This is a genomic window from Spirosoma fluviale (assembly GCF_900230225.1).
Classification (GTDB): Bacteria; Bacteroidota; Bacteroidia; order Cytophagales; family Spirosomataceae; genus Spirosoma; species Spirosoma fluviale.
In genome coordinates this window covers 172,086-186,555 of record NZ_OCNH01000009.1, presented here as the reverse complement: position 1 = coordinate 186,555, position 14,470 = coordinate 172,086, and the positions used below count along the sequence as shown (strand labels likewise).

At 53.5% G+C, this 14,470-nt stretch carries 11 protein-coding genes; all 11 read right to left on the bottom strand.

Annotation, left to right across the window (positions count from 1 at the left end; translation table 11 throughout):
- On the bottom strand, positions 1-846 hold the full coding sequence (locus CRO74_RS29960; RefSeq protein WP_097131792.1) for a sugar phosphate isomerase/epimerase family protein: 846 nt from the start codon (positions 844-846) through the stop codon (positions 1-3).
- A gap of 252 nt (positions 847-1,098) precedes the next feature.
- Positions 1,099-2,862 carry an endo-1,4-beta-xylanase gene (locus CRO74_RS29955; protein ID WP_097131790.1) on the bottom strand — a complete coding sequence of 588 codons (1,764 nt, stop codon included), beginning with the start codon at positions 2,860-2,862 and terminating at the stop codon, positions 1,099-1,101.
- Between the two features lie 64 nt (positions 2,863-2,926).
- Complete coding sequence (locus CRO74_RS29950; protein WP_097131788.1) at positions 2,927-4,282, bottom strand: right-handed parallel beta-helix repeat-containing protein; 1,356 nt, start codon at positions 4,280-4,282, stop codon at positions 2,927-2,929.
- A gap of 91 nt (positions 4,283-4,373) precedes the next feature.
- Positions 4,374-5,675: a polysaccharide pyruvyl transferase family protein gene (locus CRO74_RS29945; protein ID WP_097131787.1), complete on the bottom strand. Its 1,302-nt coding sequence runs from the start codon at positions 5,673-5,675 to the stop codon at positions 4,374-4,376.
- A gap of 121 nt (positions 5,676-5,796) precedes the next feature.
- A complete protein-coding gene (locus CRO74_RS29940) occupies positions 5,797-7,290 on the bottom strand; it encodes a glycoside hydrolase family protein (RefSeq protein WP_097131785.1) in 1,494 nt (497 codons plus the stop codon).
- 46 nt (positions 7,291-7,336) lie between these two features.
- On the bottom strand, positions 7,337-8,416 hold the full coding sequence (locus CRO74_RS29935) for a phosphotriesterase family protein (RefSeq protein ID WP_097131783.1): 1,080 nt from the start codon (positions 8,414-8,416) through the stop codon (positions 7,337-7,339).
- A gap of 38 nt (positions 8,417-8,454) precedes the next feature.
- Positions 8,455-9,957 (bottom strand): glycoside hydrolase family 28 protein, encoded by a 1,503-nt coding sequence (locus CRO74_RS29930; protein WP_179830347.1) that lies wholly within the window; start codon positions 9,955-9,957, stop codon positions 8,455-8,457.
- A 34-nt stretch (positions 9,958-9,991) separates the two neighbouring features.
- Positions 9,992-11,449: an endo-1,4-beta-xylanase gene (locus tag CRO74_RS29925; protein ID WP_097131779.1), complete on the bottom strand. Its 1,458-nt coding sequence runs from the start codon at positions 11,447-11,449 to the stop codon at positions 9,992-9,994.
- Between the two features lie 126 nt (positions 11,450-11,575).
- The gene (locus CRO74_RS29920; protein ID WP_097131777.1) at positions 11,576-12,496 is read right to left on the bottom strand and encodes an SIS domain-containing protein; all 921 of its coding nucleotides are present in this window, start codon (positions 12,494-12,496) and stop codon (positions 11,576-11,578) included.
- Positions 12,497-12,542: 46 nt separating this feature from the next.
- Positions 12,543-13,448 carry a DMT family transporter gene (locus tag CRO74_RS29915; RefSeq protein ID WP_097131879.1) on the bottom strand — a complete coding sequence of 302 codons (906 nt, stop codon included), beginning with the start codon at positions 13,446-13,448 and terminating at the stop codon, positions 12,543-12,545.
- A 101-nt stretch (positions 13,449-13,549) separates the two neighbouring features.
- Entirely contained in the window at positions 13,550-14,470 is a 921-nt protein-coding gene (locus tag CRO74_RS29910; RefSeq protein WP_097131775.1) for an ROK family protein, read from the bottom strand.

The window sequence follows — 14,470 nt, the reverse complement described above, 5'->3', positions numbered from 1 at the left end:
TTACTTTTTCAGGTCTTTCAGATAGGCGATACTCTGCGGCACCTGCGTGGCAATGCTGGGGCTTTCATCTTCAATGTAATAGTGCTGAACGCCCGCTTTCCGAGCCGCCAGAAGTACAGCGGGCAAATCAATCTGGCCCGTTCCCAAGGCCACATCGTTCTCGACCGGCGTCCCTCCGGACAGATTACCCACAACCCCTTTACGAAGGTCTTTCAGGTGCATTAGCTTGAAGCGTTTGGGGTATTTTTTGAGCAGGGCAACGGGGTCCTGTCCCGGAAAAACCGTCCAGAGAATATCCAGCTCAAAACTCACGTACGTTGGATCGGTGTTTTTGACGATGTAGTCAAACAACGTGCCGTCCTCGTATTTCTCGAACTCGTAGCCGTGGTTATGGTAGCAGAACGTAATCCCGTATTCATCTTTCAGCTGTTTGCCAAAGCGGTTGAAATCATCGACGGTTTTCCTGGCCATGTCGGGCGTAAACGACCCCTGATGCGGTATCCAGGCCACCCGAACAAACTTCGCGCCGAGTGTTTTTGCGTTCTGACCCACCTCCGCCAGTTTGTTTTGCAGATCGGGATAACCCACCCCGAAGGACGAGCATTTCATGCCCCGTTCGTCCAGCAGTTTCCGCAGATCGGCGGCTGTTTTACCGAACAGATTGGAGAACTCCATATCGGTGATACCAAACGCTTTTATGGTATCGAGCGTGGCGGCTACGTTCTTCTGGAAACTGTTGCGGTACGTGTACGACACCATACCGGGTGTTTGTGGAAACACCTTTTTTTGAGCCTGAGCCGAGCCCAAACCCAGCAGGATAACAAGAGCGAATACGCTGTTTTTCATGAGTTGTACTTGATTAAGCAAACGAAATAATCGGCCGGGGCTACCGTTCCGGCCCCAAAGCCTGTTGTAATTCTCAAGCGGATAGCCGTTCGTTTTTACCCTATTTTCGATAAACCAGTCCGGTTCTGTACACCTCAGCAGCGGTGCCACTGTGCAAAACCCTCTGGACTCGCTGGTGTCTTCCCGCAGAATCCTGATGTTATCTACCCACTAAAACGGCCCCGTTACAGGGTCTGTCCCGTCCACCTGACGTTAATCAGGTAAGCGAATCTCAACGGCCCCTCCAGTGCGGTCAAGCGTATAGTTTTTTCGAACAGATTTTCCGTTGACAGTCACGACAATGTCGTAGTCTCCGGTAAAGCCCCGAACTTTATACTCACCAGTTTTACGGGTCACTCCTGTTTCATGGGTAGTCCAGGTTTTGCCAACGAGATCGGTAAATACTTTTCCGTGCGCCCGCAGATTCCAGTCTTTATCCCAGAGGGCACCAGCCGGAATCCAGTGCGCTTTCTCCCAGAATCCCCATTGAACGAACCCGGTTGTGGCTGGGTGACTGAACAACGCCGTCATGAAATCGCGCATGTACCGGGCCTTGAAATCGTCATCATCGCTCGTGATATCGAACTCAGAAATCTGGATGGGAAGCCCAAATTCTGCGAATCGATCCAGCCGTTTTAGGACCAGCTCAATACCGGGGGGCGTGCCGCCGATATGGGCCTGTTCGCCAATACCGTCGATGGGCGCGTGTTGGTCTTTCAGGAACTTTACGTAGTTATAAAAGCTGTCGCTTCCTCCCCCTTCGGCATGAAACATGGTGTATTCATTAAGGAATAACTTCACGCCGGGCGTGTTTTTTCGGGCCGCGTTGAACCAGCTCACCATCACGTTTTTACCACCCAGCGAGTCAATAATCGAGTGGTGGGCAAATGGCTCATTGATCACGTCCCACTCCACAAACTGATCCTTCATCACCGCCGTTTGGTCGGCAATCTGATTCATGATCGTTTCGCCCAGAGCCGCCTTGTCGCGCTGATACCTGACCAGGTGCGGAGAATGCTGCCAGGAGGGCCAAACCATCACGTGACCACGCGCCGGTATGTTGTGCGTCCGCAGCCACGCAACGGCCTTTTTGGTCTGGTCATGGTCAGTCGTGGCCCAGTTTTTCGATTTCATCTCGTTTTCGAAAACGACCTTGTTGAAATACCGCAGGAGCGTGTCCCGGTACGTTTTGGCGTCCGGACTGATGGAGTCCAGCAGCATTTTCGAGTTGGTGGCGGTTCCCCACGCAAAGGCACTTTTGGCCAGTCGGACAGATACCGACGCATTGTTGACGGGCTTGCCGCTCGCATTGAGAACACGTACCGTGAGGTCGCCTTTGCGGTATTTTTCAATCCGGTCGGCCGCTGCCTTCCGCCAGGCGGCATCGGGTGCGTCGCCATCATAATGAACGATGCTGCGCGGTAGATCAGCCAGTTGTTTCGACTGTTTGTAGTTCACCAACGTGAGCTGACCCAGCTCGAACTGCTGCGGGAAACTACCGCATTTGATCACAAGCGACAAATCGCCCTTCGTCACTTCTCGTGAGGCAACGAAGGGTATCTGCGTCAGTGTCCAGACGGAACCAAACGACATGCCACGCTCAATCAACGGCGGCCAAGTGTACTTTCCGCCGATGACCCGGTCGAGCGAGATTTCGATGAACGATTCACCCGTTTCTTTCCTGCTCTGGAGTGAACGGCTGTAGAACGACAATAGCAGCACATCCCCTTTCTGCACGTCACTGTCAATGGTATACCGCATGGTCAGCCGATCGTTACCCGTCTGACCGAGGGTAGAAATGCGGTAGGCTTTTTGGAACGCTTGCCCGGCAGCATCGATCGTAGCCAGTGTTGATGCGGGCACATTCCTGGGAGAAGTCGTAAACGGGATCGACTCGGCGGGCAGCAGAGAGACCTGCGCGTGGGCAACCGCTGCGGTTACGAGAATAGACACGATGACAGAAACGTAGTTGAGCATGATGGAGGTATTATAGTACTTTTTCAGCCGGTAATCGGTAGAGTATTGCCTATTTTATTACGGTTCACTGCTCGAATGCACCCCGGTCGCGTCCGGCTTTTTTGGGACGGGATTTGCCAATAATATCGGTCAACTGAGGTATGTCGTTCGCGCCGGAATTAAGCGCCCGGCTGCTTTTCACCAGCCGGAAACTGCCCTTTGTCGGGTCGGGTTGAATGTCGATGAAGCCGGGGTCAGCTACGATATCGTTGGGGCCTTTAAACACATCCTGTTCCGCCGGGTACACATTGTAATCCCAGCGGATATTCGTGTTTTTATTATTGGAAGTGACCTTACCACCCGGCCGGGGTACTATGATGTTATTCATGATCACTATATCTTCGGAGCTATTCGGAAATAGCTCCTGATAGCCCACTATGCCGCCATTCCAGTAAGTCGTATTGTTGATAATGTCAACGTGTTTGGTGCGGAACGTGTGAATGCCCGAACCTCCGTTATAACAGCTTACATTATTGGCAATCAGCGCCCTACCCTTCCACTCCGGCCGTTTTGGTTTCTCCGGAGCCGCTGGCGCAGGGGCAGCATCGGGCTTCACCACGGCATCGGCATTCGGGTTGGTAGCACCTTTCCGGTCCTGATCCGTAACGTCGAGTAAAATTCCGTTGCCGTCGCTCAGCTTGCCGATTTTCTCCCAGGGCACCAGTGTCTTGTTGTTCCAGACAAAATTGCGCTGAATGATGATGTGGTAGCCCGGTGCATCGTCGTACGCCCAGTTGTTCAGCGTGGTGATGCCCGACCCACCGTAGCGCATGAACCAGGCGTTATCGTACACCTTGCAATCTTCGACCGTCAGGTAATCCATCTCGATACCCACAATCCCGCCACCCGCACATTTAGCCACCGTAGAGTTGCGAATGATCAGGTGGTGCGGTTTCTGGTCGGGCTTATTCGTCCGGCCATTGAAGAAAATCCCGTTGGTGTTAAAGTACGGATCGGGCGTGGGTTTCTTACCGTCTTCCTGCGCTTTGAGCAGCACGATCGCATCGTTGTTGCCAATCACGTTCAGGCCGTCAAGGATGTTGTAAGAACCCGAAATCTGAATGCCGCACCAACCTAACGGATGAACCTCGGGATGATGACCGGGCCGGGCCTTCCAGGTGATCCAGGCGTCGGACGTACCGGAGCGGGTGATGTTCAGGACCGCGCTACCGTTGCCTTTATCAGCGTTGGTGTAACTGCCGTTGCCCACCAGCACCACATCACCGGGCTGCACCAGATCGGCGGCTTTTTGCAGACTACGGAAAGCTGTTGCGGGCGTTTTGCCATCGTTTGCGTCGTCTCCGGTACCCGAAACATGCCAGGTAGCGGCAGAGGTCAGGAGCGGGAGAAGCAACAGAAGTGTAAAGAAAAATCGGTTCATTGCGTATTCAGGTTGGCCACGTGTTGTGTGGCAGCGTAACTGGTTAATTATTGTGTTTCTTGACGGGGTAATTTGACGGCTGCGAACCTGCTTACCCCTGTTTTTGCGCTTTATTGATGGCATTCTCAATGGCCTTAAACCCCTGTTGATGATTGCGCCGAACCAACTCCTGAGCCTTCCGGGCGTACTTTTTGGCCTCCACCGGTTTTTTGACCATCTCCAGCACGGTAGGTACGTACCGCTTGATATCCTCCTCCCGGTCGAAGTCGAACAGCCAGTTCGACAAGCCGATGTCATTCCACATGATCCCTTTGCTGCTTTGTTCTTCCCAGCGGCCCAGAATGGCGGGGATACCGTTTCCGATACACATGATCGGTGTGTGTTGCTCGTGGCCGAAATACCCCGCCGACTGACGATAGATCCCCAGCGCTTCCTCCAGCAGCCAGGGCTCACTGCGCCAGACAACGCCTTTTTTAACGTCGTCGGGTAGCTTGTCGAGCAGCCATTCCTTACCGATGGGCAATTCCGTTTCGTCTTCATGCCCGATCAGCACCTTGCAATCCGTTTGGCGAACAATGGCGATGATGGCCTCCCGCATTGGTGCGTGATCGTGTTCTTTCATCGCTTCGTTGCGGGCCTGTCGGTCCGTATCGACGGGGCGGTTCTTGGCTTTGTGGAGCCAGGCAGGGGTGTGACGCTGTTTGGGGATGCATACCACAAATTTCCCCGGCTGCAGGTTATTGGCTTTCAGATAGCGAGTGGCCGCTTCCCGATTGACCACATCGGTGGCAAAAGCCGCATCCGGCCCGAAGGCCATGATGGGCGCCGTTATGCCGTCCTGCTTGGCCAAAGCCAGGGATACCGAATCCCGGAAATAAACGAAATCGGCTTTGGGCAGGGTGGCACGTTCCTGTTTGCCATACAGTCCGTAGGTAACGCCAAAAACGCCGAAAGGCTTACCGGTTCGTGTTTTAAACGCTTCGGCTTCGGCCCAGCCGATCATGGCAGGACCGGAATTATGGACGAATAGATCGGCTTCGGCAAACGCTTTTTCCAACTCCGCGCTGTCGGGTTTACCGTTCACGACCTTCCCGCGCACAATCTGCAAACGTGGAAAGCGGAGCATGAGCATGTCGATTTCCGTCTGGGGGAGAATGGCATAGTGGGGCCAGAAAATGGCACGTGCGCCGGGCAAATACGTTTCCATCAAAGCCAGAAAGGCCGGTGTATGCGCCACATCGCCAATGTTCTCTATTTGCCAGCCCGAGCGTAGCAGAATAACCGGATTGTTTTTTTGACCCATGGCCAGCCCGATGTGGGAGGCCAGTAGCGAAGCACTCAGCAGGCCTGCCTGTTGCAGAAATTCCCGACGGGTTGAAGAAGGTAAAGGCATTCGTATGAAGGTTTATCGCGATTCAATCTGTTTCATGGTCACTTTTTCGCTCATCCAGTCAGATCAGAATCCACAAATCAGATCCCTGAAGGAGCCCGCTTCATCACGTTCTGATAAAGCGTTACTTCATTGGCCCGAAGGTTGCATTCTCGACCCGCTTACTACCGGTCCGCAGCGGAATGTCGGCTTCGGCCACCACTAGCTTCCCGTTCAGCATCACGTTCTCGAAGGTGACCCCACGAGTGGTGTTTTTAATCACCGAAGGCACAGGCTCGCCCTGCATGGAGATGTTTTTCAGGCGTATATTCACAAACTGCGTTTCGGGGTTTTGAAGCCCAAAGAGTGCGAGAGGCTCCTCAAACCGGATGTTTTCAAACATATAATCACTGTGTTTTGCCTGCCCTTTCCCGTTCGGGCTGACCATGCAAAACAGCGACCAGGGCGCATACCACTCGCCTTTACTCATGTGAATCACATCCGTATTACGCATGGTGATGTTGCGGGTTGTCAATGCCTGCCCGTTGAAACCGATCCGAAACACGTTGGCCAGCGTACTCCATAGCACGCAATTGTCGATAGAAATATCAGTCACCGCGCCCTCGGTATTGCGGGTAGTAGCCCACATGTCCTGACTGCTGCCGGGCGTAAAAAACGCAAAGCAATCGTCCATCGACCGAATCAGGCTGTTGGCGACCCTGGCCCTTCCCCCACCGTACCAGTCGATACCGTCGCCGTTGATATTTTGCGGGTTTACGGCCAGCACCTTGATGTTGTCAAAAACTGCATCGAAGGTGGTGTGCGTTTGCAGCGACCAGGTGCGGCTGCGGCAAACGAAGGTGATGCCCCGAACGGTCAGCCCCTGTACGTTGTGGGTCGTGAGCGGGTGCCAGTTCTTCTGGTTTTTCCAGCCGTCGTCGTGCGTTTCTGACTGTGGACCGTAATACATGACCGTGCCACGGCCCAGTATGCTCACATTCTTCGCGTCCCAGACGTTGATCGCCCCAAACAGCACCGCGCCCGCGTCCAGATACAGCGTTTGCTCGCTCGTGAGGTCGATGTTCCGGTGGTGGATGCCCGCCTTGAGGTGAATGACGTTTTTGGTCGTCAGGCTGGGTACAGCCTGCCCCGACCCGGCGGGGTTCGTATCGGGCCGATTGGCAAAAAGGAACAGGACATCGTCCTTGAAGCGGGCCGCCGTCGCGGTTGCCGTTCCAGCCCGTTCAACAGAGTACTGTCCGGCCTCAGTCAGGGTAAAGCTAACGGTTGATCTGGCTACGGTCGGCTTGCAGTTTTTCGAGAGTGGGCGCACGAAGGCTTCGCCCCGCCAATACCCTTTTTCATCGATGTTGGCGGTTTCTTTGTTCGACGTTTGGCCCGAGTATTTGTTGGTATTGGCTTTCGACTTCACCGCTACGGAAGCGTTACCGGTAAAATCGAAACTGGCGAAATAAACGTTTAGTCCCGCGTGAAAAACAGGTACGTTGATCCCGTTTACGACAACCTCGTAATAATCAGAACCAAACTCTTCCGGTACCGGGTGGGGCGTCACGCCCTGAGCGCACACCTGAAACGTTATCAGTACAAGTGTCAGCAAAAGAACGAGTTGATTCTTCATTATCAAGTTAAGGTCAGTAGACGTTACGATGGGTTTAGCACCTTGATTACCAGGTAAATATCCGCTGGGGATTCGTTCTCATGAATTTGTCGATTGATGCCTGAGAAAGGCCTTTCTCTTTCAGCCAGGGCACCACTTTCCGGAGCGGATACGAGTAGGTTCGGTCTTTGCCGTCTTCGTTGGTATCTTCCCACAGAATCTTGATGTTGCCGTCTACGAGGGTCCACGTCAGGTCGATGGTGGCCACCATGCGGTCGTCGTAGCCGCGTTTGGTCAGCTCCTGAATGATCCGCGCCAGATCGTTTGGCTTGGTGTGGTTCCAATTGCCGAAGTTGTTGAAGCTAAGCGTACTGCCTTTTTTCACCACCGTTTGCAGGTACTCAATTTCCTGATCGACCGTGCGTCCCTGCCAGCCGAACGTGGCTTCAACATGCGAGAAATAGCAGTGAGCCAGGTCGGCACCCGCTTCTTCCAGAACCTGCTGCTGTTCAACGCACCCACTAACCGCGTGGGTACAAATGGGCAGACTATAGCGCTTCTGCACGTGGGCCGCGGCAATGAACAGGTTTCTCTCCCCCGGCGTGATGGGCAGTTTACGGGCCGCCACCTTGATCACCCCCGGTCGAATCTGGGTGCCCTGAATCCCGTTTTCCACGTCGTTGATCATCCGGCGTTCGAAATCGGCCACCGACATGCTTTGCTGTTCATCTTTAAGTAAATATGAACCCGTGCAGCAAATGACGTTCACGCCCGACGCCTGCGAGACCTCGCGGATACCAACTACATCATCCGTCGGTCCAACGTTGACAATCGTTTTCAGACCCAGTTCTTTCGCCTTTTTCAGATCGCTCACCGCAAAGTTGAAGCTCTTCTCCCGCTGAGCCGGGTCGCTCGGCATTACGATATGTTCGTGTACGCTCGTGATGCCCATCTGATCGGACAGCACCGTTCCCGTGGCGGTCGGAATCACTTTGCCCGCCAGCGCCCTTATCGGTTTTTGCGCAGTTGTCAGGTTGTTCTCTAATCCGGCAATGGCCAGTGAACCGGGAAGAAACGCGGCTGTAGCCCCTACGCTCACCGATTTGAGGAAAGTTCGGCGCGTGAGGTTTTCGGGTTCAGTTTGCATAAGGTTTGATTTTGGGTTTGACTGGTTACGTCTGAAGATCAGTTATCGACTAGGTCAACCTGTTCGCTTTTTTTCTGCACAAGCATAGCCTCGCTTTTCTCCAGCTTCTTGTTGTCGACAGACACAGTGCGGAGCTTCATACCAACAACATCGTCAATATAAAAAGCGGGGCGGGCATCGGGTTGCCTGTATGTTACCGTTATATCATTGAGGACCAAGCCTTTCACATGCCGGACGTAAAAAGCACTGGCTGGTAGCCTGGTGCCAAACGTCAGCCTGTTCTCTGGATAGCCTTTTACGTTTTCGGGAACATTCGCAGGAAACGTCTTCAGCGAATCGACCGAAACACCCATCGGGATGGAGACGCGAATGTTCGACAGCCGGATATCTTCGGCCGGGCTGTCTTCCAGGCCCGCAATGATGGTTGGGATGATGCTTCGGGTTTCAGCCCGGATATTCTGAATGGTAATATGCCGCATCACCGACGGTTTCTGCTCGGGATTCAGGAACCGCTTACCCACCCGAATGAAGATCGGACTCAGCACATCGGTCATGACGATATCCGAGATGTTGATATTCTCGACCACTCCCCCATCGACACCCAGAATCACGATGCCGCAGTTAACGCTCGTTTCTTCGGGGTTATACACGATACTCGGTGGCATGGCCCAATGCCGAAACTCGTTCACCGAACCCTTCTTGATGACGCAATTGGTGACCGTGATATTTCGGAAACCAGTTCGGGAACCGGTGCCAAATTTGATGCCGTTGCAGATGCTCGACAGCACGCAGTTGGTGACCGTAATATTTTCGCAGAACTTCTCCAGATACTCGCTTTTGAAGCAAAGCGCATCATCCTCGGAGTCGATGAAGGAGTTTGAAATGATGACGTCTTTTCCGTCGATATCCAGCCCGTCGCAATTCCAGTTCACCCAGCTTCGCAGGTAGATCCGGTTGATGGTTACCCGTTCGCAACCCGAAATCGATACGGTGATCTGGGCTGAGTTGAGGATGCTGATACCTTCCAGCAGCACATCCTGACAACCGATAAAGAAGATATTTTTGGGCTTACCATCCTTGTTCAACCCCAGTTGAAACGCCTTGCCTTCGCCGGGGCCTTTTAACGTACCCAGTCCGAAAATGCCGGTACGAATTGCCTTATCGGCAATGACCAGGGCCTTCATGTAGTTCAGGTACAACCCATTATGCGTGATCGTGCCAAATTTCTTAGCCCACAAAATGTCATGCTCCGGGTAGTCGGCGGGGTTATAACTTCCCTGCAACACAGAGCCCGGCATCAGGTGCAGATACACATTCGATTTCAGGAAAATCGTGCCCGTATAGAACGTACCTGCCGGTACCACCACTTCGCCCCCACCGTTATTAAAGCATTTGTCGATTGCTTTCTGGATCGCTTTGGTATTCAGAACGGTGCTGTCGGTCTTCGCCCCAAAATCACGGATGTTATACGATTGAGCCAGTAGCTTCGGCGCTCCGGCGACGAGGAAAAGCAGGAAATACAGGTAGACTTTCGCGTTCATGAAGGTGTCGGGACGTAGTTGAAACAGGTGGTCTTTACAGCGTAAACGTCCACTGATTAGGCGCTTTTTCGCGGAGGTGTACATCCAGTATCTGCTGGCTACCGTCGGGCCTGGTTACCGTTAGCTGGTACTTTCCATAAAAGCCCCGAAACGCCACGTTGCCCTGTTTGCCGGTGGACAGCTTTAGGTTTTTGGTCATCCAATCGTCTTTGATCAGCTTCATCAGCGTGTTGTACACGGGTTTGGGATTATACTCGGCATCGAGCATGCCGCCCCCTTTCAGCCAGATGTTCTTGTCGGACAGCCCCCACCAGTTGATCGACGCTATGGCCGGATGCCCGAAGGCGAGGGTGTAGAACTGCCGGGCAAATTCGGCCTGGGCTTCCTCCGTCCAGGTTCCGGTTCGCCAGCCGGTAATGGCTTTGCCGGACGACTGCGGGATGAGTTCGGTGATGTGAATAGGTAGACCAAACTCCTGATATAGATCGAATGTCTTGTAGACTTCGATGGGCGAAAACCACATGTCGCGGGGTTCGTGGCCCTGAATGCCGATGCCGCTGATGGGCGTATCCCGACTTTTCAGCTCTTTCAGCAGTTGGTAGAACCGCTCTCTCACTTTCGGGATAGCCAGCGTAAAGTATTCGTTCAGGATATAATTTCCGTCCGGATTGGCCTCGTGCGCCCATTTGAACGACCGCTCGACCCAGGGCGCAATGGACGCCACGGATACGTTATTGACATTGTACCGGAAGTCGTTGGTATTGGCCGTGTCGGTGAGGGCAGTTTCCCAGGGGACCGTGTTGACGGGCTCGTTCACCACATCCCAGATGTCGATTTGCCCCTTATACCCAACTACATTATTGACAATTCGGGCTTTGTAGACTTCTTCGGCCTGTTTGGCGGGCATCTGCAACAGCCATTTCGGTGTTCCCGAAGGCGAGGTCCAGCCCAGCGGGTGGCCTTTGGTGGTGATCCCGTTGACCCGACACCAGTCGAGCGCATCCTGATTGCGTTTCCAGTCGGGCATACCGGGTTTCTTTTCGTAGTTCGACCAGTACAACGGCAGGATCGCAAAGTTGAACAGAGCTTTGAACCGCTCTTTGAACAACTCGACCTTATACGGTTCTTTTGGCGCAAAGCCCGCAATTTCGAAGACCAGATTGCCAAACAAAAAATCCTGCGATACCTGATTTACCGTTACCGATACATTCCGAACGGGTTTTCCGGCGGCATCGACAAACGAAATCCGGGCGTCGCCCTTCCGGTATTTTTCAATGTTCTGGTTGGCGCGGGTGATGTATTCGGCTTCGATACGGCTTCGCTCCTTCCCTACCGAATCGCGTCCGGCATTGGCAGCAGCGGCCTGTTCCTCAATCCGTTTTCCCGTCGGCTGGGCCAGGCAACCGAATTGAGGAACACTTATCAGCAGATAAATGGCAATCAGCTGTTGCCCCCAATTAGCCGGAGCAAACGAAAAGGACGGAAAACGCATCAACTTTTATCGGTTTAGGAGTATCGACATCACAGGCTATCCGTTAAACAGAGCAACCTGGTATTTTTCCCGGATTTCTCCTGTCAAAAACATAGAAGCATCATGAATGCGCCCGTGATCGATAGCCTAATCCGCTTCCGTCACTTTCCCGCCCACGACGAATGTTTCGCCGATGTTCAGTTTCTCCGCCATATAATAGGCCACGAAGTTGAACTGGATGATATTGTGCAGGATCGAAAAATGCTCCTCCACACCGGGCGATTCGACCGTAAAGACATGCGCCCCCGCCCGGCCCACCATCTCCGACAAACGTAGGCTGCGCTCGTACGTCTCGCCTTTCGCCAGAATCTGGATGACAATGCTGTGGTTGGCGGTTTCTTTCGGACCGTGATCGTACTGCGCCATAGGCAGGCCGTGGAAATTCAATTTGGTGCTTTCGCTCAGAATCAGCGCAGCCTCATAGGCCGTACCTACGTTGGGACCGCTGCCCGTTACGTACATGCCGTGAATGGGGTATTGACTCCGCACCGCCAGAATCTGATCAGCCAGTTGTTCGCCCTGCTGACGGTACTGCTCAAACTTATCGGCGATCAACGCTACGGTGGCTTCGGGCGAGAAACCAAACCCTTTAAACAGCGACACCACCGTGTTGACGTACGTTTTGGACGATGAATAGTGTTCCTCCCCCGCCCGAATGGGCAGTATGCGGGCTACATTCGGGGCGGTACATAGCTCGCTGTCCGTGTAATTGGACACAGCCACATACTGATCGAACAAGTCCCGGCACCAGAGCACCTCACTACTCCGCCCCGACTGGGACAACAGCACGGCCATCGGGGCCTTTTTGCCTTTGGCCAGGTAGTAAACATATTCCGATGCCAGTTCCGGGTAAATGGGTACTCCCATGTACTTAAACGACAGCGGGGCAAAGTACGACGACCCCATACCCAGATACGGAACATGTAGGGGCAGTGGGTCAATTGAACTGGCCAGCACATCGTTGGCCCGGCCGGGAATTTCCAGAATTTCGTTTAGAATTGGGTTCATAGGTTTTAAATTTTTCTATCTCAAACAGACGCAAGGTATTGCGTCTCTACGATTCGTACGACAGCGTCAGCGCACCGATGATGGCCAGTACGATACCTAAAGATTCGATCAGAGACAGGCTTTCATTCAGGAAAATAATGGCCAGCACAATGGTAAAAACGGGTTGTAGGGCTCCGGCGATGGTGGTTACTTTGGAGGCTTTCCCTTCGGCGCTGTAGGCAGCAAAACTGGCCAGCACACCCAGTCCGTTCAGCATACCCGCCAGTGAACCAAGACCCAGTGTTTTGGCCGACAGGTTGAGATCGACCAGGCCAGCGACAACAAACCCCAGCGCAATAACGACCGACGAAACGATGAAGCTCACATACGACCACTCGGCAGAAATGGAATTGGTCGTTTCTTTTTGGGCGGCACTGAACACGCCCCAGAAGAACAAAGCGACGAACGAGTACAGCAGCCACTGGCGAGTGCCCCCGGAATTAAGACCAAAACTTTTGATGAAAGCCGCCGGATCATCGAACAGCAGCGACTCTCCCGATAGCATGATCACCGCCGGAATGGCCACCAGAATACCGATTCCATTGATCCAGTTTAGCTTTTCCTTGAACACCAGCAGCGCAATAACGATGGTTACCAGCGGATACAGATTCGTTACCGGAATCACAATAGCCGCCAAACCGCCCGACGTAAACGCCTGATAAACGGCCACGTTGCCCGTTACCGCCAGTACCCCGGCTACCAGTCCCCAGATAATGCCTTTCCGGTTCGGCTTTTCGGTTCTGACTTTTTTAAGCACCAGCGGCAGGGTGAGCAACATACCCACACTAAACAGCAGGTGATTCGTGAACGGGCTGACCTGATCCGATATGAGTTTGGCCACCACGCCCCAGGTTCCCCAGAAAAAGGCGGCCGCAATTGAGTACAGAATCCATCCTTCCAGTTTTGTTTTCATTCGGTTCGGTTCATGTTTTAGTGTGTCCGGTGGGTGGCGCGGTGTCGGGTTCTGGATCGCCAGCCCGGTCAAACCCGACACCATACCATTCTCTCGCTCTTTCACTCTTTAAATAAAGCCGCACTGCCCAAAATACCCGCCTGTTCTTCCAGATCGGAAATAACGATGGTGGTTTTGTAGGCTTTGAAAGGGTTGAGTAAGTGGGGGTCGTGTAACTTTTCTATCTCGTTTCGTAAACCTTTGGCGATGCCTCCACCCAGCACGATAATGTCAGGCGCATACAGGTTGACGTAATTATCGATACCCGTTTTAAGATAGCCAAGGTATTCATCCACAATCACTTTAGCATCAGCATTTCCCCCGTTTTTCTGATTGAAAATCGTTTCGGCGGTGAGTGGCAGGTCTGGATACCGTTGCGGCCAGCCGAGCCGGTTGGCAATCCGGATAAGTCCCGACGACGAAACCAGCGATTCGAGACAACCCGTTTTACCGCAATAGCAAACGGTTTCGCTGGTCGTGATGGTCAGGTGGCCGCCCATATGCGCAAACGGCAAGGGTCCATCCAGTTTCCCGTCGATGGTAAACCCCAGCCCCAGCCCGGTACCCAGCGTAAGCACGAGAACACGAGAGAAACCCCTCCCCTGTCCGTAAAGGGCTTCGCCAAGCGCCACCAGCCGGGCATCGTTGTCGAGCCGACAGGGCAGACCGTGCTGTTGCTGAATATGATCCGCCAGTGGGTAATCTTCCATGAATTCAAGAAACCCGTAGGTCGAATCCACGACACCATTGGCAAATACAAAACTGGGAACGCCAATGCCGACACCCGTGATAACGAGCTGTTTGGCAGCCGCCCGTTCGTTCAGTTCACGAATGGCTTCACCAATCAGGTGCAGGAACCGTTCGCTGTCTTTAGTTTCTGTGGGGGTAACAAGCATGGTCTCCACCTGCCCGGTTTGCAGGTTTACCAGCCCGATTTTGGTGCGGGTGCCGCCAATGTCGATGCCTATTGCGCGTGTTTCCAA